At 59.6% G+C, this 23,180-nt stretch carries 19 protein-coding genes; 3 read left to right on the forward strand and 16 right to left on the reverse strand.

Going from position 1 to position 23,180, the window contains the following annotated elements; translation table 11 throughout:
- The first annotated feature begins 15 nt into the window (after positions 1-15).
- The gene (locus tag EGT36_RS17095) at positions 16-912 is read left to right on the forward strand and encodes a dihydrodipicolinate synthase family protein (protein ID WP_125270661.1); all 897 of its coding nucleotides are present in this window, start codon (positions 16-18) and stop codon (positions 910-912) included.
- Positions 913-1,047: 135 nt separating this feature from the next.
- Here EGT36_RS17095 and EGT36_RS17100 read toward each other — a convergent pair whose 3' ends face one another.
- The 8 genes from EGT36_RS17100 to EGT36_RS17135 all read right to left on the reverse strand — a co-directional run bounded on the left by EGT36_RS17100 (position 1,048) and on the right by EGT36_RS17135 (position 10,663).
- Positions 1,048-2,700, reverse strand: coding sequence for an OFA family MFS transporter (locus EGT36_RS17100; protein WP_125270662.1), 1,653 nt, complete (start codon positions 2,698-2,700; stop codon positions 1,048-1,050).
- A gap of 115 nt (positions 2,701-2,815) precedes the next feature.
- Complete coding sequence (locus EGT36_RS17105) at positions 2,816-3,160, reverse strand: formate dehydrogenase subunit delta (protein WP_125270663.1); 345 nt, start codon at positions 3,158-3,160, stop codon at positions 2,816-2,818.
- A gap of 71 nt (positions 3,161-3,231) precedes the next feature.
- Positions 3,232-6,114, reverse strand: a complete 2,883-nt coding sequence (gene fdhF, locus EGT36_RS17110; protein ID WP_125270664.1) for a formate dehydrogenase subunit alpha — start codon at positions 6,112-6,114, stop codon at positions 3,232-3,234.
- Between the two features lie 4 nt (positions 6,115-6,118).
- A complete protein-coding gene (locus EGT36_RS17115) occupies positions 6,119-7,675 on the reverse strand; it encodes a formate dehydrogenase beta subunit (RefSeq protein ID WP_125270665.1) in 1,557 nt (518 codons plus the stop codon).
- Positions 7,672-8,151, reverse strand: a complete 480-nt coding sequence (locus EGT36_RS17120; RefSeq protein WP_037092937.1) for a formate dehydrogenase subunit gamma — start codon at positions 8,149-8,151, stop codon at positions 7,672-7,674. Before EGT36_RS17120 ends, EGT36_RS17115 begins: the two co-directional genes overlap by 4 nt.
- 114 nt (positions 8,152-8,265) lie before the next feature.
- Positions 8,266-9,189: a LysR family transcriptional regulator gene (locus tag EGT36_RS17125; RefSeq protein WP_022563866.1), complete on the reverse strand. Its 924-nt coding sequence runs from the start codon at positions 9,187-9,189 to the stop codon at positions 8,266-8,268.
- Positions 9,190-9,289: 100 nt separating this feature from the next.
- Positions 9,290-10,012 carry an aspartate/glutamate racemase family protein gene (locus EGT36_RS17130; protein WP_072493768.1) on the reverse strand — a complete coding sequence of 241 codons (723 nt, stop codon included), beginning with the start codon at positions 10,010-10,012 and terminating at the stop codon, positions 9,290-9,292.
- 21 nt (positions 10,013-10,033) lie between these two features.
- Positions 10,034-10,663, reverse strand: coding sequence for a flavin reductase family protein (locus EGT36_RS17135; protein ID WP_022563864.1), 630 nt, complete (start codon positions 10,661-10,663; stop codon positions 10,034-10,036).
- Between the two features lie 129 nt (positions 10,664-10,792).
- On the opposite strand from EGT36_RS17135, the gene EGT36_RS17140 reads away from it, so the two are divergent.
- Positions 10,793-11,470, forward strand: coding sequence for a GntR family transcriptional regulator (locus tag EGT36_RS17140; protein ID WP_006700316.1), 678 nt, complete (start codon positions 10,793-10,795; stop codon positions 11,468-11,470).
- An 8-nt stretch (positions 11,471-11,478) separates the two neighbouring features.
- Here EGT36_RS17140 and EGT36_RS17145 read toward each other — a convergent pair whose 3' ends face one another.
- From EGT36_RS17145 to EGT36_RS17175, 7 genes are all read right to left on the reverse strand, one after another.
- Positions 11,479-12,501 carry an ABC transporter ATP-binding protein gene (locus EGT36_RS17145; protein WP_125270666.1) on the reverse strand — a complete coding sequence of 341 codons (1,023 nt, stop codon included), beginning with the start codon at positions 12,499-12,501 and terminating at the stop codon, positions 11,479-11,481.
- Positions 12,498-13,481, reverse strand: coding sequence for an ABC transporter ATP-binding protein (locus EGT36_RS17150; protein WP_004444579.1), 984 nt, complete (start codon positions 13,479-13,481; stop codon positions 12,498-12,500). The genes EGT36_RS17145 and EGT36_RS17150 overlap by 4 nt, the downstream gene beginning before the upstream one ends.
- Positions 13,474-14,967 carry an amidohydrolase family protein gene (locus EGT36_RS17155; protein ID WP_125270667.1) on the reverse strand — a complete coding sequence of 498 codons (1,494 nt, stop codon included), beginning with the start codon at positions 14,965-14,967 and terminating at the stop codon, positions 13,474-13,476. Before EGT36_RS17155 ends, EGT36_RS17150 begins: the two co-directional genes overlap by 8 nt.
- Positions 14,967-16,160 (reverse strand): amidohydrolase family protein, encoded by a 1,194-nt coding sequence (locus EGT36_RS17160; RefSeq protein WP_045533954.1) that lies wholly within the window; start codon positions 16,158-16,160, stop codon positions 14,967-14,969. The genes EGT36_RS17155 and EGT36_RS17160 overlap by 1 nt, the downstream gene beginning before the upstream one ends.
- A 5-nt stretch (positions 16,161-16,165) precedes the next feature.
- On the reverse strand, positions 16,166-17,113 hold the full coding sequence (locus EGT36_RS17165; RefSeq protein ID WP_125270668.1) for an ABC transporter permease: 948 nt from the start codon (positions 17,111-17,113) through the stop codon (positions 16,166-16,168).
- Between the two features lie 18 nt (positions 17,114-17,131).
- Positions 17,132-18,100: an ABC transporter permease gene (locus EGT36_RS17170; RefSeq protein WP_004444583.1), complete on the reverse strand. Its 969-nt coding sequence runs from the start codon at positions 18,098-18,100 to the stop codon at positions 17,132-17,134.
- A 241-nt stretch (positions 18,101-18,341) separates the two neighbouring features.
- Entirely contained in the window at positions 18,342-19,907 is a 1,566-nt protein-coding gene (locus EGT36_RS17175; RefSeq protein WP_125270669.1) for an ABC transporter substrate-binding protein, read from the reverse strand.
- Positions 19,908-20,067: 160 nt separating this feature from the next.
- Here EGT36_RS17175 and EGT36_RS17180 point away from each other — a divergent pair, with 160 nt between their 5' ends.
- The gene (locus EGT36_RS17180; RefSeq protein WP_125270670.1) at positions 20,068-21,603 is read left to right on the forward strand and encodes an amidohydrolase family protein; all 1,536 of its coding nucleotides are present in this window, start codon (positions 20,068-20,070) and stop codon (positions 21,601-21,603) included.
- 188 nt (positions 21,604-21,791) lie between these two features.
- On the opposite strand, the gene EGT36_RS17185 is transcribed toward EGT36_RS17180, so the two are convergent.
- Entirely contained in the window at positions 21,792-22,940 is a 1,149-nt protein-coding gene (locus tag EGT36_RS17185) for a porin (protein WP_125270671.1), read from the reverse strand.
- Positions 22,941-23,180 lie beyond the last annotated feature (240 nt).

Below are 23,180 nucleotides of genomic sequence, written 5' to 3' on the forward strand. Positions count from 1 at the left end.
TAAGGAACCCAGTTGATGACGACATTCGATTTTCGCCAGGCCCTGAAGGGCATCTCCGGCGTTCCGGTAACCGCTTACGATGCAAACGGCGAAGTGGAGACCGGTGTTACCGCCGAGGTTTACGCACGCGTTGCAAAGGCTGGAATCCATAATATCGTCGCGGCAGGCAATACCGGCGAATTCTACGCCTTGACGCCTGCAGAAATTCTGAAGGTCTATGAGGCCGCGATAGAAGGTGTCGGCGGGAAAGCCCCGGTCACGGCGGCTATTGGACGCTCTCAGCGCGAAGCGCTCTCCTTGGCGCGTCAGGCAAAAGAAATGGGCGCATCCGCCGTCATGTCGCATCAGCCAGTCGATCCTTTCGCAGCCCCGCAATCGCAAATCGACTACTTTACCGGCCTCGCTGAAGGCAGCGAACTGCCGCTGGTCGCTTATGTCCGGGCGGACGGCTTTTCGGTCGATGACATGGTACGGCTTGCGAGCCACCCGAATGTCGCCGGCATCAAGTTCGCAACGACCGACATCATGCTTCTGTCGCGCGCGATTGCCGCTTCCGATCCGGACGGCGCTCTATATGTCTGCGGACTGGCTGAAAGCTGGGCGGCTGCCTTCGCGGCGGTTGGTGCGCGCGGCTTCACCTCCGGCCTCGTTAACGTGGCGCCGCAATTTTCGCTGCAAGTTCATGAGGCACTGACCTCAGGCGATTTTACGGCTGCACGGAAGATTGTTCAAAAGATCGAATTGTTCGAGCGGCTGCGCACACGATATCGCAACGGCGCCAATGTGACCGTTGTGAAGGAAGCCATGGACATACTCGGGTTCAAAGTTGGCCCGGTGCGCGCACCGGGACTGGCGCGTCTGGATAAAGAGGACCGTGCGACCCTTGAGGGACTGCTTGCCAGCTGGTCTTGATGGCGCCGAACCGTCCAGCTGCAAATTACGCAAATAACGGGGCGCGGTTCATCTGACGTGATCCGAACCGCGCCGCCTCGCCTTGCTCGATCATGTGCCGGCCAATAGCCGGCCCATGAGTTTTTGCCGGAACGCCTAGCCGAATAGCGCCAGACTGCTTTTTACCGTGACCCACACGCCCCAGAGAAGCGGAATACCAACCGCAGCCCAGGCAAGAGCGGCCTTGGCGTCCAGTCCACCGCGACCGATCCCGAAGGAGCCTGTCGGCCCGGCATTCGCGGCCGCGGTCTTCGCCTGAAGCGCCGCCACCTCCGAATCCGACATGAACCACTTGTCCGAGAGCGGCCGCACGAAGGCGTTGGCCACGAGGCCGATCGCCAGCAAGCCTGCCAGAATATACATGGTGCTTGTGTAGAGTGCGGGTCCGGGTGCCACGCCCGCCGCGATCTGCGCCTCGCGGATGTAATTGACGACCACGGGACCGGCGATGCCGGCAGTCGCCCATGCCGTCAGGAGACGGCCGTGGATTGCGCCGACGAACTGGGTGCCAAAGATGTCCGCAAGATAGGCCGGGATGGTGGCGAAACCGCCGCCATACATGGATAGGATGATACCGAAGGCGAGAACGAAAAGCGCCTTGTTGCCCATCGTCGCGAGCGTCGGCGCCAGCGCGTAAAGAATGATGCCGAGAATGAAGAAGCAGAAGTAAGTGTTCTTGCGGCCGATCTTGTCCGACATGGACGCCCAGAAGAAACGGCCGCCAATGTTGAAAAGCGAAAGAAGGCCGGTGAAGCCGGCGGCAATCGCCGCAATCTGCGCCTTCTGTCCGGCATCGAGATCAGCAAAACCCACGCCCGGAAGGCCGATCAGAGAACCCGCAAAAATTTCCTGCAGCATCGGAGAGGCCATGCCGATGACACCGATGCCGGCCGAAACATTCAGGCAGAGCACCGCCCAGATCAGCCAGAACTGTTTCGTCTTATGCGCGTCGCGCAGATGGACGTGTCGCGTGGTGATCATCGCGCTTTTGGCCGCCGGTGCCGTCCATCCTTCCGGGCGCCAGCCCGCAGGCGGAATGCGATAACCGAAGGCGCCCGCCATCATGAAGACGAAGTATATCAATGCCATGACGACGAAGGTCTGCCAGACGCCGACAGACGTCTCGGTCTTGAAGGTGTTCATCAGCAGGTTGGCAAGTGGCGCGCCAATCATGGCACCGCCGCCAAACCCCATGATGGCCATGCCCGTGGCCATGCCGCGACGATCCGGGAACCATTTGATCAGGGTCGAGACCGGCGAAATATAACCGAGGCCAAGGCCAACGCCGCCAATGACGCCGGCACCCAGCCACATCAGCCACAATTGGTGGGTCATGACGCCAACGGCTGCCACCAGAATGCCGCCGCACCAGCAGCAGGCCGAAACGAAGCCCGCCTTGCGCGGTCCCACCCGTTCCAGCCAGCCGCCCCAGATAGCCGCCGAGCAGCCGAGAAGCACGAAGAAAAGCGTATAGATCCATCCAAGATCAGCCACACGCCAATTGCATTCGGTGGTAAACAGTGCGCCGACCAGCGTGAGGCTGGAGCAGCTCGGATCCGTCGCTGGCAACGCTTTCGACAGCGGCAGCCAAAATACGCTAAAGCCATAGGCCATGCCTATGCACAAATGAATGGCAAGCGCTGCCGGCGGCACCAGCCAGCGATTGAAACCCGGTCTTGCGATTATTCGTTCGCGGTCCAAAAACCCGGCTTGCGCCGCCTCTCCCGCCGTTGCGCCTGCTACTGCCATTGACACTACCTCCCTCGTGAATGTCTGGACATCTTTCATTCGCCCCGCCGGGCGAATAGCGATGCCGCCAAACGTCCTCCCATGCGGCGGCAAGCTTCATTCATTTCCGCACGGGTCAGACGCGCGTTGTTTCGGGCACGCTCGGCTCCGAAAGGGATTCTCCCGCAATCGGCCCCTTGCCGCCCGGTGCGCCCTCTGCGTCTTCGCCCAGCCCTACGGCATCGGCCGCTGGCGCGTCTGGCCGCCTGATCTCTCTGGATGCGGCAATCACGAGCGGTAGAAAATCACCGGCACCGGCGTCCACCATCTCAAAGAAGCGCCGCCGCATGCGCGGTTCCCAGAACTTGTTGATATGGGTGGCAACACCATCGATACGGATATCTTCCGGCTGTGACAGAAAAAACGTCGCAATCTGGTTCGCCATCCTCACCAGCTTTTCGTCCGTGTGATTGAGTAACATGATCTACTCCCCGCGCCAGTTCACGTCCCGACGCCACATGATGAGAAGGCCGGGACAAGCCCGGCCCCCGATTATTCCGCAGCTTCCAGCTTGCCCGCGATGCGGCGGGACTGACGCGAAAGCGCATCATATTCTTCCTGCCATTCCGTCGGCCCGTTGGAGGGAGAGACCTGAACCGCCGTTACCTTGTATTCCGGGCAGTTGGTCGCCCAGTCGGAGAAATCGGTCGTGATGACGTTCGCCTGCGTGCCGGGATGGTGGAAGGTCGTATAGACCACGCCCGGCGCCACACGATCCGTAATCAGCGCTCGCAGCGTCGTATCGCCCGAGCGGCTCGCAAGCTTGATCCAGTCACCATCCTTGACGCCGCGCTGTTCGGCGTCATGGGGATGGATTTCCAGACGATCCTCCTCGTGCCAGACGACGTTTTCCGTGCGCCGTGTCTGTGCGCCGACATTGTATTGCGACAGGATGCGGCCGGTGGTGAGCAGCAGCGGGAAACGCGGACCGGTGCGCTCGTCCGTCGCCACATATTCCGTGCGGATGAACTTGCCCTTGCCGCGCACGAAGCCGTCCACATGCATGATCGGCGAACCCTCTGGGAATTTTTCGTTGCAGGGCCACTGCACCGAGCCCTTCTCTTCGAGGTAAGCATAGGAGACGCTGGCAAAACTTGGCGTCGTCGCGGCAATTTCGTCCATGATCTCGGAGGGATGGGTGTAGTTCCATGCAAGACCCATGGCCTGCGCGAGCTTCTGGGTTACTTCCCAGTCGGCATAACCGTTCTTCGGCGACATGACCTTGCGCACGCGGTTGATGCGACGCTCGGCATTGGTGAAGGTGCCATCTTTTTCGAGGAAAGTGGAACCCGGCAGGAACACATGCGCATAATTCGCCGTCTCGTTCAGGAAGAGATCGTGCACCACGACACATTCCATGGCGGCAAGGCCGGCGGAAACGTGCTTGGTATCCGGGTCCGACTGGAGAATGTCCTCGCCCTGAATATAGATGCCCTTGAAACTGCCATCAACGGCAGCGTCGAGCATGTTGGGAATGCGCAGCCCCGGTTCGTTGTTAAGCTTCACGCCCCAGAGTTTCTCGAACACATCCCGTGTCGCATCATCGGAGATATGGCGATAGCCAGGCAGTTCGTGCGGGAAAGACCCCATATCGCAGGATCCCTGCACATTGTTCTGACCGCGCAGCGGATTGACGCCTACACCGGGACGGCCGATGTTGCCGGTCGCCATGGCAAGATTGGCAATCGCCATGACGGTCGTTGAACCCTGGCTGTGTTCGGTAACGCCAAGACCGTAATAGATCGCGCCATTGCCACCCTTGGCATAAAGCCGGGCCGCGCCGCGCAGATCTTCCGCGGGAACACCGGTGAAACGTTCCGTCTCTTCCGGGCTGTGCTGCGGCTCGGCTACGAAAGCAGCCCAGTCCTCGAATTCCGACCAGTCGCAGCGCTCGCGAATGAATGCCTCGTTGAACAGCCCTTCGGTGACGATCACATGCGCCAGTGCCGTGAGCACCGCAACGTTGGTGCCCGGCAGCAGCGGCAGGTGGAAAGCGGCCTCCACGTGCGGCGTGCGCACAAGATCGATACGGCGCGGATCGATGACGATCAGCTTTGCGCCCTGACGTAGCCGCTTCTTCAGCCGGGAACCGAAAACGGGATGGCCGTCGGTCGGATTGGCGCCGATGACAAGCACGACATCGGAATGCTCCACGCTGTCGAAATTCTGCGTGCCGGCAGATGTGCCGAAGGCCTGGCCAAGACCATAACCCGTGGGCGAATGGCAGACGCGGGCGCAGGTATCAACGTTATTGTTGCCGAAACCGGCGCGAATGAGTTTCTGGACGAGGAATGTTTCCTCATTCGTGCAGCGGGACGAGGTGATGCCGCCAGTGGACTCTTTCCCATAGCTGCCCTGGATACGCCGGAACTCGGACGCAACGTGGGAGAAGGCTTCCTCCCAGGTGACTTCCCGCCACGGATCGCTGATCTTTTCGCGAATCATCGGGTTGAGGATACGATCTCTGTGGGTCGCATATCCGTAAGCGAAGCGGCCCTTGACGCAGGAATGGCCACGGTTTGCCTGTCCATCCTTCCACGGCACCATGCGCACCAGCTCTTCACCACGCATTTCCGCCTTGAAGGAGCAACCGACGCCGCAATAGGCGCAGGTGGTCACCATCGAATGTTCAGGCTGGCCAATCTCGATCACCGATTTTTCGGTGAGCGTCGCGGTCGGACAGGCCTGCACGCAGGCGCCGCAGGACACGCAGTCGGAATCGAGGAATGCCTCGTGCGCGCCGGGCGATACCCTGCTTTCAAAACCGCGGCCTTCGATCGTGAGCGCGAAGGTGCCCTGCACTTCCTCGCAGGCGCGCACGCAACGGGAACAGACGATGCATTTGGAAGGATCATAGGTGAAATAGGGATTGCTTTCGTCCTTCGGCATCCAGCGGGCATTAAGATCGCCCTCCCCGGTGCGGGCCTTGACGTGATTGTCGCCGTCGTAACCATAACGCACATCGCGAAGGCCCACCGCGCCCGCCATATCCTGCAACTCGCAATCGCCATTGGCGGCGCAGGTCAGGCAGTCGAGCGGGTGATCGGAGATGTAAAGCTCCATCACGCCCTTGCGGATCTGCTTCAGCCGCTCTGTCTGCGTATGCACGACGAGACCGGCGGCAACAGGCGTGGTGCAGGAGGCAGGGGTGCCATTGCGGCCCTCCACCTCGATAAGACAGAGCCGGCACGAGCCGAAGGCATCCACCATGTCGGTGGCACAGAGCTTCGGCACATCGATGCCCGCTTCACGCGAGGCGCGCATGATCGACGTTCCCGCGGGAACAGTCACCTGGCGGCCGTCGATTGTGAGCGTCACCATATCAGTGGCGTTGGACTTGGGGGTGCCGTAGTCGAATTCGGTTACAAGGGCCATCGTCTTACTCCGCCGCTTCAACACGTGGGGTGGGGGCAAAATCATCCGGGAAATGCCGGAGCGCGCTCATGACGGGATAGGGCGTGAAACCGCCCAGCGCACAGAGCGAACCGAATTTCATGGTTTCGCAGAGGTCTTCCAGCAACGCCGTGTTTTTCTCCCGCTCGATGCCGAGCGCAATCTTGTCCACCGTCTCGACACCACGCGTGGAGCCGATGCGACAGGGCGTGCACTTGCCGCAACTTTCGACGGCGCAGAACTCCAGCGCAAACCGGGCCTGATGCAGCATGTCTGCCGTATCATCGAACACCACGATGCCCGCATGGCCTATCAGCCCACCAGCCGCCGTAAACGCTTCGTAGTCAAAGACCGTGTCGAACAGCGACACCGGAAAATAAGCGCCGAGCGGACCTCCCACCTGCACGGCCTTGACCGGACGGCCAGTGATCGTGCCGCCACCGATATCGTTCACCAGTTGCCCGAGCGTCAAACCGAAGGCGGTTTCGTAAAGCCCGCCATGCTTGAGGTTGCCAGCAAGCTGGATCGGGATGGTGCCGTGCGAACGGCCGACACCGAAATCGCGATAAAACGCTGCGCCACGATCCATGATGACCGGAATGGAAGCGAGCGAAATCACGTTGTTCACGACGGTCGGCTTGCCGAACAGGCCCTGCAGGGCTGGTAACGGCGGCTTGGCGCGCACCGTTCCGCGTTTGCCTTCGAGGCTATTGAGAAGCGAGGTCTCCTCGCCACAGACATAGGCGCCGGCGCCCATGCGCACTTCCATGTCGAACGCGCGGCCTGACCCGAGGACGGAGGACCCAAGAATACCCTCACGCCTTGCGATCTCGATCGCCTTTTCCATGACCCTGATGGCGTAGGGATATTCCGAGCGGGTATAGATGAAGCCCTTGGTCGCGCCGACGGCGAGGCCGGCAATCGCCATGCCTTCGATCAGCACGAAGGGGTCGCCTTCCATGATCATCCGGTCGGCGAAAGTGCCGCTGTCGCCCTCATCCGCATTGCAGACGATGTATTTCTGGTCCGCCACCGCATCGGCAACGGTCTTCCATTTGATGCCGGTGGGGAAACCAGCGCCGCCGCGTCCGCGCAGGCCGCTCTGGGTCACCTCCGCGACGATATCCAACGGGGCCATCGCAACAGCTTTTTCAAGACCCTTCATGCCCTGATAGGTGCGGTAATCCTCCAGCGACAATGGATCGGTGACGCCACATCGGGCAAATGTCAGACGCGTCTGGCTTTTCAGGAACGGAATGTCCTTTGTCAGCCCGAGACAGAGGCGATGGGCCCCACCGGTCAGAAAATTTGCGTCAAAAAGTGAGGCGACGTCGCTTGCCTTGACGGGGCCATAGGCGATACGGCCATGCTCGGTGCGCACTTCAACCAGCACTTCAAGCCAGAGCATACCGCGCGAGCCGTTGCGGACAATCTCGACCTCAAGATTACGGCCAGCGGCCTCGCGGGCGATAGCGTCGGCAACGCGGTTTGCGCCAACGGCAAGAGCGGCGGAATCGCCGGGAACAAAAACGGTGACACTCATCGGCGTGCCTCCGCCAGAATCTCGACAAGACAGTCCTCATCAAGACGGGCATGGACTTCGCCATCCAGCATCAGGGCCGGTGCCTGAGCGCAGAGCCCGAGACAGAAGACCGGCTCAAGCGTGACGGAACCGTCGGGCGCGGTTTCGTGCCAGTCGAGGCCGAGGCGGCTCTTGATGGTTTGCGCAAGAGGCTCACCACCCATCGACTGGCAAGCCTCGGCGCGACAGAGCTTTAAGACATGGCGACCATGCGGATGATCACGGAAATCGGGGTAGAAGGTGACGACGCCATGAACCTCGGCGCGCGATATGTTCAGCGCGGATGCGATGATCTGCTTGGCGCTTTCCGGGATATAGCCGAATTCTTCCTGCATTGCGTGCAGGATGGGCAGCAAAGGCCCCTCCAGATGGAGAAATTCATCAATGATGGCGGAAACACGCGCCGCCTCATCTACGGCAACCGCTCGAATATTCATAAGCCAGTCCTCCCAAACCGACAGGGGCAGGGATGACGAGCGGGATATAGTCAATCCTCTCGCAGCCCTGCGGTGCCTGAAAGAATGTCGAGATCGGCGGGATCAGGTCAATAATCAGTTTCCGTCATTTGATAGGAAATTCCTATCAAATGCCTTCTCGGCGGCCCTTTGGCGAGCCTCGTGAAGCAGCGCGGAGACAAGCGGAGTGTGTGGTTCCCGGTGGGTGGCAATCAGGCCCACGAGGTGTTCGGGGTCCGGATCGGTAATCGGGATTATCCGGATCTGCTTAGGAAAACCGAACGATTCCGCGAGGTTACGCGGCATTATTGAAGCCCATTGTCCGGTGCGGATATGAGAAAAAAGCACGATCATCGAGTTGGATTCGAGCGTCGGCTTGGCCTCGACGCCAGCTTCGGCCATGTGCCGGTTGATGATGCGCCTGTTCTGCATGTCCGGAGTTAATAGACAAAGCCTAAGACTGGAAACCTGTTGCCAGGTAACGCTTTCCTGATCAGCAAGTGGCGTTCCGGCAGCCGCGATCAGGTGATAACGCTCGGAATAGAGCGGCACGGTGGTCACGCGTCCGAGCGGCTCATTGTCGAGGTAACTGATTCCCGCGTCGATCTCGAGGTTTTCAATCTGGCTCAAAACCTGCAGCGAGGTGCGGGACGTGACGGAAAAAGTCACATCGGGATGGCGCGCCTGGAAGGATTCGGTCAATCGCGGCACCATGGCAAGCGCGGTCGGAATGACGGCCAGACGTATATGTCCGGCAAGGCCCCTACGGGCGGCGCGCATTTCCTCACGCATGGTGCGTGTATCGCCAACGATACGACGCGCCCATTCAAGCACACGCTGGCCTTCCGGCGTCAGCCCCTGATACCGCGCTGAACGCACCACGAGAACGACGCCCAACTGATCCTCCAACTGCCGGATTGCCGCCGACAGGCTGGGCTGGGAGACACCACATTCCTCCGCCGCCCGGCCGAAATGTTTAGCCCGCGCTAATGCAATGAAAAATTCCAGCTTGTCGATCATACGCTCTCCCCCGCGGCGCGCCCGCTTGACCGGTGTGCGCGGGAGAACACTAGAACGTGGCGCAAGCGCCCGCAAATGGCCGCGGGCATTTTCCTGCAGACTAGGCGCAGGCGACGAGGGCCGGCCCCTTCACCCGCGGATAGTCGTAAGCATTGACCTTCGAGGTATTGTAACCGGCGCCAACGAGAGCTTCGGCAAGCTTGATCGCTGCCGTCACACCATCGATGACCGGAACACCTGTGGCGTCGCGCAGCCGGTCGCAGAGCGAGGACATGCCCGCGCAGCCGAGAATGATCGCTTCTGCCGCATCCTCCCGCTTGGCGGCCTCGATCTCGCGACGAAGCAGGGCTTCCGCGACCTCCGGGTCTTCTTCAAGGCCAAGAACCGGCAGGTTGATGGCCCGGACCTTCCGGCAATGCCGTTGCGCGCCGTAATCCTCCACCAGATCTTCGATGATCGCGATGGAACGCGGCAGCGTCGTGATGATCGAGAAGCGGCGGCTGATCGTCATCGCCACCTGCACGGCGGCCTGGCAGATGCCGATGACGGGTCCACGCGCCACTTCGCGTGCGGCGTGAAGTCCAGGATCGTCGAAACAGGCGATCACATAGGCATCCACGCCCAGCGCCTCGCCCTTGCGGATTTCCGCGAGCAGCCCGGGAACGGCCATGGCCTCATCCGCCTGCCCTTCGATGCTGACGGGGGTATCGTCAGGATTTGCCGCGGAGACGTGGGTCTCCTTCTGCTTGACCCTTAACGCGCTATCGAGAGCCTGCGCGGTCATGGAGGCGGTGGAATTGGGATTGATCAAACGAATATGCATCGCACGCATCCTGATGAGCTGTCACTTGCCGTCAGGCGCGGTGAAATCGGTGATTGGTGGCGCCTTCAAAACAAACTGGCGGTCCGAGGTGATGTAGTTGTCGGCGTGAAGCCGGGCGATCGGCTGGTAGCGATCGGCATCGACATAACGTCCCTCTTCATCGAGGCATTCGTTATGGACATGCATATGAACCACTTCGCCCAGCACCAGCGTGCGGCGGGGGTAATCGATCAGTCGCTCCACCCGGCACTCGAAGGCGCAGGGCGATTGCGCGGCATAACTCGCATCGATCTTGCTGCAGGGCATGGCCGTAAGCTTGGCCATCGACATCTCGTCAACTTCATTGTCGAAGCCGAGACCGCAGATCAGCATCTGCTCCGAAAGCGACATATCGACCATATTGACGACGAACTCGCCAGTGCGGCGGATATTCACCATCGTATCCTTTTCCTCGCCGCTGACTTTCGGCTGGATGCCGAGGACCACGATGGGAGGATCATGCGAGAAGACGTTGAAGAAGCTCATCGGCGCTGCATTATTATGGCCCGCTTCCGAGCGGGTCGTCACAAGCGCGATCGGCCGCGGACCGATAAAATTCGTCAGAAGGCGGTAGCGGCTCTGGGGCTCAAGCGCGCTGAAATCGAATTCCATGATCGGCATCCTAATTTAGTCTACAATTATCTCTCATATTGTTGACAATGTTGCAACCAAAATCCCGTTGATACGGTTGACTTTTTCATTCACATCACGCTTCTCTAGGACGATTGGGGAGTATGTCGAATGAGCGAGCAGGCCGGCCCGTCCACGCAGCAGATTGTCGAGAAAGTATGGCTTTCGATCGCCGAACGCCGGCTGCGTCCGGGGGTGCAGCTGAAAGAAGAGCAACTGGCGACAATCTTTGGCGTCAGCCGTGCCAGAATCCGCCAGGCCTTGTCCGTTCTCGAACGTGACGGACTGGTGACCATCGTTCCCAATCGCGGTGCTTTCGTCTCCAAACCGTCGGTCGAGGAAGCCCGCGACGTCTTCTTCGTGCGCCGTACCGTCGAGCAATGCGTTGTCGAAAGACTTTGCAAATCCGCCACCAAGACCGATCTCAAAAAGCTACGCGACCACGTGGCCAAAGAGCGCGTGGCCAATGCCAAAAACGTCACGACCGACATCATCAAGCTTTCCGGCGGGTTCCACCTTCTGCTTGCGGAAACGCTCGGTTCTGATTTCCTCTTTACCACCATGCGCGACCTCATTTCCCGCTCGTCGCTGATAACAGCCGTTTACCGTAACACGGATCGCTTCAACTGCGGCCCGGACGAACATGCAGAAATCGTCGATGCGATCGCCAACAATGATCCGTCGCGGGCCATCCACCTGATGACCCACCACCTCGAGCATGTGGAAGCGGAGCTCGATCTCAGCGAAATCCGCGACCTTTCCCACGACCTGCGCGCCGCGCTCGGCTGATCCCCCGCTCAGGCGCGCTGTCGCTCGCCTGCCCATTGCGTGTCATCTTCGACCAGATGACAGGCAACCCGCGTGCCGTTGGCAAGGCTTTTCACCTTCGGGACTTCTGCCGAACATTGCGCCGTTGCGAGCGGACAACGCGGGTGAAACGCGCAACCCGAAGGCGGCTTCAGAGGGCTTGGCACTTCACCGGCAACAATCTCCCGGTCCCGCTGCGGCGCCTTGATATTAGGGATCGTCTGGAGAAGCAGCCGGGTATAGGGATGGCGCGGATTGGCGAAAAGCTCTTCCGTATCCCCCTCCTCCACAATCCGCCCGAGATACATCACCGCAATGCGGTCCGACATGTGACGAACAACGCTCATGTCGTGGCTGATGAAGAGATAGGTGAGGCCGAGTTCATCCTGCAGGCGGCGCATAAGGTTCAGCACCTGCGCCTGCACCGAAACGTCGAGCGCCGATGTCGGCTCATCGCAGACGAGGAATTCCGGTTCACTCGCCAATGCACGGGCAATGGAGATGCGCTGGCGTTGGCCGCCGGAAAATTCATGCGGAAACTTTTCGCCGTCAGAGGCCGACAGCCCCACAGTCTTCAGAAGCTCCTCCACCCTATCCATCGTCTCAGCCTTGGTCGCGCGCAGCTTCAATTCGCGGATCGGTTCGGCGATGATGTTCTTCACCCGCCAGCGCGGATTGAGCGAGGCATAGGGATCCTGAAAGATCATCTGTGCCGACAGCGGTTTACCCTTGCCGCCTGCCGCGAAATGAAACTCGCCGGCACTTGGCCGAAAAAGTCCCGTTACCAGGCGGGCAACAGTAGATTTGCCACAACCGCTTTCACCGACGATACTGAGACAGCCGCCGGCCGGAACGGAAAAGTCGATATCGTTGACGGCCTGCACGAACTGCCGTGGTTTGCGCTCGATGATGCGATTGAGCAGCGGGGCCGAAACGTCGAAGGTTTTCGTCAGGCCCTTCACCGTCAAGGCCGGCTTGCTCAATGCTGCCTTTTGAGATGCGGATTGGGTCATGCTGTGCCTCCTGCATTCAGCCAGCACGCACTGGCGCCGTTGCCGACGGTTTCGAGTTCAGGCCTTTCCCGCCGACAGCGCGGCCCGGCGAATCCACAGCGGGGATTAAACGCGCATCCGGGCGGGATCGCGTCGAGACGCGGCATCGCGCCGTCGATCTGGTTCAGCCGCTCCACCCGTGCGCCAAGTGACGGGATGGAGGCCATCAGGCCCTGCGTATAGGGGTGGCGCGGTTCGTGCAGCACCTGCTCGACCGGGCCCACCTCGATCAGCCGGCCGGCATAAAGCACCGCCACACGGTCGGCAGCCTCGGCAATGACGCCCATGTCGTGGGTGACGAGCATGACCGCCGTCTGCTTTTCCTTGCACAGCCGCCGCAGCAGGGAAATGATCTGCGCCTGGATCGAGACATCGAGCGCCGTCGTCGGCTCATCGGCAATGATGAGTTTCGGAGAGGCGGCGAGCGCCAGCGCAATGACGACACGCTGGCGCATGCCGCCAGAAAATTGGTGCGGATAATGATCGACACGATCCGCAGGTGATGGAATACCGACATCCTTCAACAGTTGAACGGCGCGTGCGCGTGCATCCGCTTTCGACAGCGGCAGGTGCTGGCGGATCGTCTCGACAAGCTGCGCACCGACCGTAAAGAGTGGATTGAGCGAGGTCAGCGGGTCCTGAAAGATCGCACCGATCTCACGACCGCGAATGCTTTCCATCGCCCGGTCATCCAGTTGATCGATACGCCGCGACCCGAGCCAGATTTCACCATCGGCAATGTGGCCGGGTTTCTCGAGCAGGCCCTGTATGGCAAGGCCCGTCATGGATTTTCCGGCACCGGATTCACCGACAACACCCAGGATTTCACCGGGCCGGATCGAAAGGCTGATATCGGAAAGCGCGGTAACGGTGCCTCGACGGCCGGGAAACTCGACCTTGAGATTGCGGACATCGATAACCGATTGGTTCATGTCAACCATGCTGGGCGACCTCCACCGGATAGCTCGGAGGGAAGATTTCGGAGACGGGCGGATTTGCCCAGCTCCGTTCGGGATATTTTGCAATCAGGCGATCGAACTGCGCCTGCGCCTGTTCACGGGCACGCCGCATGTCGATACGGGCGACCTGCCTTTCACGCATGGAAAGACGGCCGTCGACAAAAACGGCCCGCGTGACCTTGCCCGAACCGCCGGTCACCAGCGTGGTGATCGGATCGATGCTCGGCGCCATGACGGTATCGTCGAGGTCAAAGACGGCAATGTCTGCCCTTGCGCCCGGGGAAAGATGGCCAAGGTCAGATCGTCCAAGAGCCCGCGCGCCGCCAAGTGTGGCCGCATCGAAGAGATCGGCACAGCGGATCTGGTCCGGAGCACCGTCATTGATGCGGCAGGTGATCAGCCCTACGAGCAAATTCATCAGCATGTCCGCCGGGGCCGTATCCGTTCCCATCGCGATATTGATGCCGCGTTTGCGGCAGGAGGAGAAGGATGAGAGCGTGCTGCCGCCACGGCTCGAAACCAGCGGACAGTGGACGATGGAGACGCCGTTTTCCGCATAAAGCGCCAGATCTTCTCCCGTCGCATTGGTGGCGTGCGGGGCGATCAGCCTTTCGCTGAGCAGCCCGGCCTTGGCGAGCCAGACTGGCGCGGTCGAACCGTGGAGCTTGCGAACCGTATCGACCTCCATGACGCCCTGCGCCATATGGAGACGGAACTTGCAGCCGAGTTCGCGGGCCGCTGCGTCGGTGCGCTCAATGAGCGCCAGGGTGGAGGTTTCCACGCGGTCCGGCGCCAGCATGCCGCGCACCAGATCGCCGTGCCTTCCACTCTGCTTTTCGATGAAGGCGATTGCGTCGGCGAGGCCCTGAAAACCGCGCTCCTCATCAAAAACAGGCACCATGCGGCCCGGTTCTTCCAGCACCATGCCGCCTGAACGGAAGGCGGGGCTGAGATAAACGCGCAAACCAAGTTCCCCGGCGGCATCGGCGGCCGCCTCGAATTCCGCCACGGTCTCCCCCCATTCGCGATAAAACAGCGATGCGATGGGGGCTGCCGTGGTGATGCCATTGAGGAGCAACTGCCCGAAGGCGAAACGCTTCTGGAAGGCAAGCTCTTCCGGGGAATACATTTCGTAGGGACCAGCCTCGACATAGGAGCGCGGCCAGACACGACCCTTCGCCCAGCCCGGATGATGATCAATGCCGAGGATCGTCGTATCGAGATCGGAAAGCGCATCGAGATCGATCAGGCCGGGGCTGACGAGCGCATTGCCAAAATCGATACCCCGGGCGACCTCTCCGGGAAATCCATGTCCGACAAAGACGATTTCGCCGTTTTCGAAAACAACCTCACCGTTTTTCAGAAGGCGGTGCGATCCATCCTTGTGCCCGACAACCCAGCTGGCTGTCAGCAACGTTCGCCCTTGCGGCCTTTCGCCGAGTTGCAACGCATTGAGAACATCGCTCATCACGGCGCCTCCACGATGGCTTTGCCGTTTCTCGCCGTGACACGACCGCCTTTGACCACCAGCGGCCGCGGCGCGATATCGACAACAGCATGCGCCAGCGTTTCGCCGGTCAGCAGCGTGAAGTCGGCAGCACAGCCGATCTCCATGCCGTAATACTCAAGACCCATGACATCGGCGCCACCCTTGGAAACGACATGGAGCACATGCGCAAGTTCGATATCCGAGCGCAGACCGTTTTTCATGCCGATGATCTTGGCGCGATCCAGCATGTCCGGCTGCCCCCACGGACCCCATGTGTCGCGGATGCCATCACAGCCGCCGCCAACGCGCACACCCGCCTCCTTGAGGCGCATGATCGACGGCACGCTTGCCGATGGCGCACCCGTGGTCAGGATGGCGACATCAAGCCGCGCAATCTCGTCGATCAGCCTGCCGACGCGCAGATAGTCGTTCATGCCAAGGGCAAAGGCGTGGCTGATGGCGACGTTGCCCTGCATGCCGTTCGCCCGGATGCGCTCGAAGATGAGCTCCATCGTGAAGGCGCCGAGGTCGGCGGCTTCGTGCAGATGAATATCGATCGGCACGCCGTGTTTTGTCGCCAGTTGAAAAAGAATGTCCAGCTGGCCCTTCGGATCGCGGTCAATTCCGCAGGGATCGATGCCGCCAAGCACCTCGCAGCCTTGCTTCAACGCCTCATCGAGAAGCTCCACCGTGCCGGGCATGACCATGACGCCGGATTGCGGGAAGGCGACGACCTCGATGTCGATGATGCCATTAAGCTTCTCACGGGTCTCCCATATGCCCTCTACCAGTTTCAGGCCATGGGTGGGGTCGATATCGACATGGCTGCGAATATGGGTGCCGCCATTGGCCGCAAGGCCGATCGCATGGCGCATGGACTGGCGATGCGGATCGATGCCGATCTGAACGCGGTTTTCCCGCTCGAAATCGATCCGCTCGCGCAGGATAGCAGCACGATTGTTGACGTGCCAGGGCATGCCCCACGTCGTCTTGTCCAGATGCGTATGGGCATCGATAAGACCGGGAACGGCAATTGCTCCCTTGCCGTCCTCAACCGGCATGCCGGGTTCGGCGTCAAATGTTCCGAAACCTGAAATCTTGCCGTTCCTGATCAAAATATCGCAGGCTTCGCCCGCCATGGGCCGTACGTTGCGCAGAAGAAGATCGTGCATGGAGCTCACCTCAGTTTCGGATTGAGCGCATCGCGCAGCCAGTCACCCAGAAGGTTGACGGTGACGACGAGCAGGCAGAGTTGGAAGACAGGGAACAGCACGATCCACCAGGAGCCGGAAAACAGGAACTGGTTGCCGATACGGATCAGCGTGCCGAGCGACGGCTGGCTTGGTGGCATGCCAATGCCAAGGAAGGACAGCGTCGCTTCCGTCAGGATCGCCATGCCGAAATTCAGCGTGGCGGCAACCATGATCGGCGTTAACGTATTGGGCAGGATATGCGCCGCCATGATGCGGCGGGCGGGCACGCCGATCAGCTTAGCGGCCTGAACATAGTCCTTGCCGGTTTCTACAATCGCCTGTGCACGGACCGTTCGCGCATATTGCACCCAGGCGGAAAGCGCGATGGCGAGAATGAGCACGGCGGATGCACCGACCTCGCGCAGATTGTCGGGCAGCATTTGCCGCACAACTGTCGACACGAGGATGGCAACCAGAATGGTCGGGATGGACAGCGTGATGTCACCGATACGCATCAGGAGGCCATCGGCAAAACCGCCGAAGTACCCCGCCACCAGACCTGCCGTCATGCCGACGACGAGCGAAAGCAGCACGGAGGCGACACCGATGACGATAGAGATGCGTGTGCCGTAGAGAATGGCCGAGAGCATGTCGCGTCCCTGCGTATCCGTTCCAAGCAGAAACGGCCATTCGCCGCCCTCCTGCCAGATCGGCGGCAGCTCGGCCTTCCACATGTCCAGCGATGCACCGTCATAGGGATTCTGGGGCGCAATCCACGGCGCGAAGACAGCTGCGAGGATGAGGATTGTCAGGATGAGCGCGCTGATCTTGGCCGATTTACTGCGGCTGAACGACCAGTAGAGGTCGCTATCGCGCATGCGGCTGAAAAGTGACCGACGGGCGGTTTTTTCCGTTTGCGAAAGGTCTGTCATGAAACTGGCTCCCTTCGGTCAGCGCGCGGTGCGCAGACGCGGATCGATGACGGCATAGGCGATATCGACGAACGTGTTGAGGACAACGAAGATGAAGGAGATGATGCAGAGATAGGCCGCCATGACGGGGATATCGAGGAAGGTAACCGCCTGAATGAACAGCATGCCCATGCCCGGCCACTGAAACACCGTTTCCGTGATGAGCGCGAAGGCGATGAGCGAACCCACATTCATCGTCGTCAGTGTCACCACCGGCATCAGACAGTTGCGCAGCGCATGACGGAAGTAGATCCGCCAGCGCGGAATGCCGCGGGCCCGTGCGAACTTCACGAAATCGGACCGCAGAACTTCAAGCATTTCAGCCCGCACCAGACGCATGACGAGGGTGATCTGATAAAGCGAAAGCGCGATAGCCGGAAGAATGAGCGCAGCACGCCCGGACGAGGTCAAAAGCCCGGTTGACCACCAGCCGAGCTGAACGACATCGCCACGGCCAAATGCCGGTGCCCAGCCGAGGGAAACGGAAAAGACAAGAATGAGAAGAATGCCGACAACGAAGCTTGGCAGGGACACCCCGACGATCGACAGGAACTGCAGACCTTCCGTGTACCACTTCCCGCGCCGGATCGCCGTCAGAACACCCAGAGGCAGGCCGACGACCAGAGAGATCACGGTGGCAACCAGCACCAGCTCAAGGGTCGCGGGGAACCTTTCCGCGATCAGCGGCAGCACCTGCTGGCCGTTGCGGTAGGAAACGCCGAAATTGCCCTCCGCCGCGTCTTTGACGAACCGCAGATATTGGGTCGGCAGGCTGTCATTGAGGCCGAGCCTCTCACGCAGGGCTGCACGATCCTCCTGCGAGGTCTGTTCGCCGACCATCAGCTCGACGGGATCACCCGCCAGCCGAAAGATGAGAAAGGCGATAAGCGCAACGGAAAGCATGACCAGCACGGCATTTCCAAGTCGCTTGATGATGAATACCAGCATTGTTACCTCTCGGACGCGAGCCTGAGCCGCGCAGGCTTTCAGGTTCGATCATTCTCTTCCAGAGATGGGGCAAAGGTTGCGCGGCGGGCAAGAACCACGAACACGATGCAACTTTGTCGACAATTTTTGACACGGTTTCGTCGGCTTCACATCCAGTCAAATGAACTGGCGCGTGCTCGAATGTCCGCTGAAACAGACGAGGCGCTCGGTCCAGTGACCGGCGCCTCGCTTGCTGTCCGTCTTACTTGTCGAGCTGGGTCAGCCAATGGCGTGGCTTGTTGTCAGCGCGGAAGTCGACGCTTTTGACCTTGGCCAGCATCGCCCACGCAATCGGCTGCTGATGCAGCGGAACGAGCATGGTCTCGTCCTTGGCGATTTTCAGGGCAGCTTCTTCGAGCGCCAGGCGTTTCGTATTGTCCTGCTCCTGCGCCGCCTGCGCAACAAGCTTGTCGATCTCGGGATTGGACCAGCCGCCATAGTTGGAGACGCCCATCGCGCCCTTGCGGGTCGAGAGGATCTGCGACAGCATCGAGAAGGCGTCGAGGGTCGGTTCGTTTGCCCAGCTGAGGTTGAAGACGTCAGCCTTGCCGCCATTGCGCTTGGGCGATTGCACGGAACGTGGCGCAATATCGATGGTAGGCTGGAAACCGCCGCGCTTCAACATGTTGGCAACGCCCGAGCAGATATCCTCTTCGTTGACGCTCTCGTCATTCATGCAGGTATAGGTGAAGGCAAGGTCCTTCATGCCCGCATCGGCGAGCAGCTTCTGCGCCTTGGCCGGATCGGCCGGCTCGAACGTGTCGAGCGATTTGGCATAACCAGCGATCTCAGGTGCGATCAGCGAGCCGGATGGTCTTGCAAGACCACGCATGACTTTTTTGTTGATCAGGTCACGATCGATGGAGGCTTCGAAGGCCTGACGAACGCGCAGATCATTAAAGGGGTTCGGCTGACCGTTTTCCAGTTTTTCGCGGCGGTTGAAGCCAATGAAAAGCGTGCGAAGCTCAGTGCGCTTCTTGACCGTGATATTGGGCGAGGATTCCAGGCGCGGCAAATCCTGGATCGGGGCGGAATCGATCAGGTCGATTTCACCTGACAGCAGTGCCGCGACGCGTGTTGCCGCAGATGCGATCGGCACGAATTCGATGCGGACGAGATTGTGCTTCTTCTGGTCCCACCAGCCTTCATTCGCAACGAGAACAGTCTTGCTGTCGGGAACGCGGCTTTCGAGCTTGAACGGGCCGGTGCCGTTGGTGTGCATGGTGGTATAGCCGTCAACCTTCGACGCGAAGTCGGTAGGCTTCTCGCTATTGTTATCTTTCAACCACTTGGCGTTAAAAATGAAGATATTGGTTATGTCGTTCAGGAAGAGCGAAGTCGGCGCGTTGACATCGAGGTCCACCGTGTAGTCGTCAACTTTTTTGACGCCAGCGTAAATCGGGATATTGCCCCGCAGCGGCGACGTTGCGTCCGACGCGCGCGTGAAGGATGCGACGACATCATCGGCGGTGAAGTCTGCACCGTCATGAAATTTCACGCCCTTGCGAAGGGTAAAGCGCCAGGTCTTTCCATCAATCAGCTTCCACTCGGTGGCGAGTGCCGGCTCGATCTGGAAGTCCGGTCCGTAGCGGACGAGACCCTCGTAGATATGATTGAGAAAAGCGAGGTTGGATGTGGACGGGACCGAATAGGGATCGAGCGAATAGAGATCGGCGCGACCGCCCCAGCGAAGGGTCTCCGCGCTGGCGGGAACGGCAATGGCGGCAGCAGCCATGGCCGCCAAGACAAAACTTCTGATACGGGACATTTGATCCCCCCTTTTTATTGATCGTTGGAAACCGGCACGGGTCCGGTCAGGCAGAAGGAGTATTGTTTCGCCGAGGCTTATTGTCAATAATATTGTTGACAATTATCGTACTCAAAATCGCAAGTTTTTGAATACGAGTTTAAGCGAGGGAGGAGAGAATATGACAGGCTTTCTGCTGCGGCACGGAACGATCGTTACGATCGACAAGGAGCGGCGCATTATTGAGAACGGGGCACTGGCGATAGAAGGCGACAGGATTGTCGACATCGGCACTGTGGATGAACTTGACCCCCGCCACAGTGATAAGGCGGTTATCGACTGCAGGGGAAAGCTTCTCATTCCTGGCCTGATCGATGCCCATGGCCACGCGGGCCACGCCCTTCTTCGCAGCATCGCAGCGGACACCAATGCGATGTGGATGAAAATCATCACGCCGACCTATTACCACTACGTCACCCGCGACTACTGGTATGCCGACGGGCTGATTTCCGGCATTGAACGGCTGCGCGCCGGGGTGACGACCGGGGCCAGCATCATCACTTCTATGCCACGCGCGGATGACCCCGTCTTCGCCATCAACCACGCCCGCGCCTATAGCGAACTCGGCCTTCGCGAAATCATCTGCGTCGGGCCGTCAGGCCTCCCATGGCCTCATCCGGTCACACGGTGGGAGAGCGGTCTACCGGAACGTCGCGACGTTAGCTTCGACGAAATGATGGATGGCAGCGAAGCGGTGATCGAAGCATTGCACGGCAGCGCCGATGGCCGCATCAGCGTTTTCCTGACGCCTTTCACCATCGCACCGTCGGTCGAACCCTCCAATGCATCTACGCCGGACCAGGCAGTGAAACTGACAGAGGGTGACAGAATGCAGGCCCGCCGGATACGCGAGATGGCGCGCAAGACCGGTGTCAGGCTTCATTCCGACGCCTTTGCCGGGCAAATCCGCATGGCGTTTCAGGACAAGGAAAATGCCCTGCTTGGCCCTGACATTCACCTTCAGCATTGCTGGGGTATCTCCCACGACGAAATAGACATACTGGCCGAGACCGGCACACGCGTGACCCATGCGCCGCCGGGCCGCGCAACTCCCATCATGGAAATGATGTCAAAAGGGATTCGTGTCGCCATCACCACCGATGGCGCAGCTCCAAGCCGCCATTTCGACATGTTGCAGACGGCGCGCCTGGCACAATTTACGCAACATCTCCTGCACAATCACGACCGCTACCTGCTTCCGCCGGGCAAGATCTTAGAGATGATCACGATCGATGCCGCCCACGCTATCGGCATGGAGGACGAGATCGGTTCGCTCGAGATCGGCAAGAAGGCTGACGTCGTCATCATCGACATGCGGAAGCCGCATCTCATGCCCATGTGGATGCCGGTCCACCGTCTGGTACATCAGGTTCTTGGCAGCGATGTAGATACCGTCTTCGTGGACGGTAGATTGCTGATGGAAAATGGCCGGGTACTGACATCAGATGTAGACGCCGCCATTACCTTCGGCCAACAGGAAGCCATGGCACTGGCAGAACGGGCGGGTCTGAAAGCACACATGCACGATCCGGGCTGGGGCCGCCTGCTGCGCACGTTCGACGAACCCGTGCTCCCTCCCCGTCCGCCGGCGGATGCGAGATTCCGCGCCGCCGACCAAGGGCCTGTTCAGGATCACAAATCGACGCGGGATCACTAATCGACTGGGGTCGGCAAGGCCCCTTGGACTTCTTGCCAACATCACGACAAAGACTCCCCGGCCAGGAGAGGACCGGGGAGCAAACCTGACATCATGTCAGGAACTTTGACTGGAGCTAGCACTCACCCGTTCAAGAAACGGTGTGGATCTGAGTTGTCTAACCCGGTTATGCTTTTTGTCAGGCTCTGTTAGAACGAACGCTCGAGACGAACGAAACCGGTCCAGCTGTCGCCACCACCGTTTACATCCTTCTTGCCATCCACATCCTGATAGGTCACGGCAACCTTGGTAGAGAAACCAGAAGCGATCTTGTAACCGGCAGCAACACCAGCGCGCCATGCATCACGGTTACCCGTGAACTTGCCGTCCGTACCGATATCCAACGTACCGAAATACTGGAAGCCGGGAGTGATGGTCAGCTTGTCTGTCGCCTTGATGGAATATTCCGCGGCAACAGTCCACTCCGACTCTTCGTAGTAGGCGTTTGCACCGGAAGCCCATGCGCCAGCCAGACCAAACGTGCCAGGACCGAGGTCAGCCGTCACGATTGCGCGGATTGCGCCATTTTCAGCATTGGTGTCGTAACCGCCGAGAATGTTTGCCTTAACAGCGCCGAACTTCCCGCCGATGATAGCGCTAATACCGACGTTGTTGTCGGTGGCGCTTTTTCCGTTGGCGGTTGTCCAGTTGCCTTGGGCTACGCCGAGGTTGTTCGTTTTATTGGTGGCGGTGTAACCACCACTAACCCTTCCAGCCGTTACTGTTGCTGCTACATCAGCGTCGTTGCCAGCGATAACGCCTTCGAGTTCTTCAACTGCAACACCAGCGTAGAACGAGCCGGCATCATAGGTGTAACGTATAGCGTTCAGACGAGTCTTGTTGGAGCTGAGCTGGTCATATTCGCCAGCGAGACCATCATCCCACCAGTTGTAGTAGAAACCGACTTTCAGGCCACCGAGTTCGATGAAAGCCTGGTCGACGTTAACGCCGCGGCTGCTGTCTTGGTCGGCATCGCCACGGAAACCGATATAGCCGCGCAGAGCGCCCAGTTCGGTGTCTGTGCGGGTATCTATGTTGAATTGCGCGCGCGAGAAGCTGTCCCAATCCGAGTCGCCAGCCTTGCGGCGACCGAACTCCGTCTGGAAACGAACGTAACCGTCGAACTTCAGGCACGTTTCGGTGCCGGGGATGTAGAAGAAGCCGGTGCCAAAAGCATCGCAGACGCGAACATATTCCATGGGCTCGGGCTCGGCGGCAACGATGGCGTCAGCGGCCTGTGCGCCGGATACTGCTGCGAGAGCCGCAGCGGAGCCGATCAAAAGGCTCTTGATGTTCATTTGTAATCTCCAGTCAAAAATTTTTCAACGAATGCGCAAATTTGTGGGCTGGTCTTTTCACTGCCGCCCGCTTCCCTGCGCTGATCAGCAAATGACAGAAATCGCGGGGGAGTCGCAATTCAAATCTCAGAATTTAAAATACAACACGATGACGCAATCACATTACGTAGTAAAATTACAACAAATATAAAGTTTAAAATATAAAAATACACTTATATAAACTGGGAAAATAAGCTTTAT

Source organism: Agrobacterium sp. FDAARGOS_525 (assembly GCF_003938925.1).
In the GTDB taxonomy this organism is placed as follows: Bacteria; Pseudomonadota; Alphaproteobacteria; order Rhizobiales; family Rhizobiaceae; genus Agrobacterium; species Agrobacterium pusense.